Raw genomic sequence first — 698 nt, forward strand, 5'->3', positions numbered from 1 at the left:
CACCGGGGCACTTTTCACCTTTCCCTCACGGTACTCGTCCACTATCGGTCACCAGGACGTATTCAGGCTTGACAGGTGGTCCTGCCGGATTCACACGGAATTCCTCGAGCTCCGCGCTACTCGGGGCCACGCCCACCACGATGCCATGCGCCTTCGCCTACAGGACTCTCACCCGCTCCGGCGCCGCTTCCCAACGGCTTCGGCTGACACACACCACCACGGACCGGATCGGCAGACCCGGAACAGACATACCCCACAACCCCGCACACGCAACGACTGCCGCCTATCCCACGCGCACGGTTTAGCCATCATCCCCGTTCGCTCACCACTACTGAGGGAATCACTGTTGTCTTCTCTTCCTGCGGGTACTGAGATGTTTCACTTCCCCGCGTCACCACCGACCGCCCTATACATTCAGACGGCGGCAACCCGACACAACTCGGGCTGGGTTCCCCCATTCGGACACCCACGGATCAACGCCCGGTTGACGGCTCCCCGTGGACTATCGCGGCCTCCCACGTCCTTCATCGGCGCCTGGTGCCAAGGCATCCACCGTATGCCACTCTTGCTTGGCCACCGCAGATACAAGATGCTCGCGCACACTATCCACAAATCAAACCGCACACCACGAGCCCGACCACAACCCGCCCCGAACCGGGACGCGTCTTCGTCGGGGTGGCACCGGGACGACGACCCAC

Annotated in this window: 1 rRNA gene; it reads right to left on the reverse strand. The window is 62.9% G+C overall.

The features are described from left to right. Positions 1–576, reverse strand: a 23S ribosomal RNA gene (locus D452_RS0126955); the annotation flags it as partial. Positions 577–698: the final 122 nt, after the last annotated feature.

Origin of the sequence: Nocardiopsis prasina DSM 43845 (genome assembly GCF_000341265.1) — a bacterium.
Taxonomy (GTDB): domain Bacteria; phylum Actinomycetota; class Actinomycetes; order Streptosporangiales; family Streptosporangiaceae; genus Nocardiopsis; species Nocardiopsis prasina.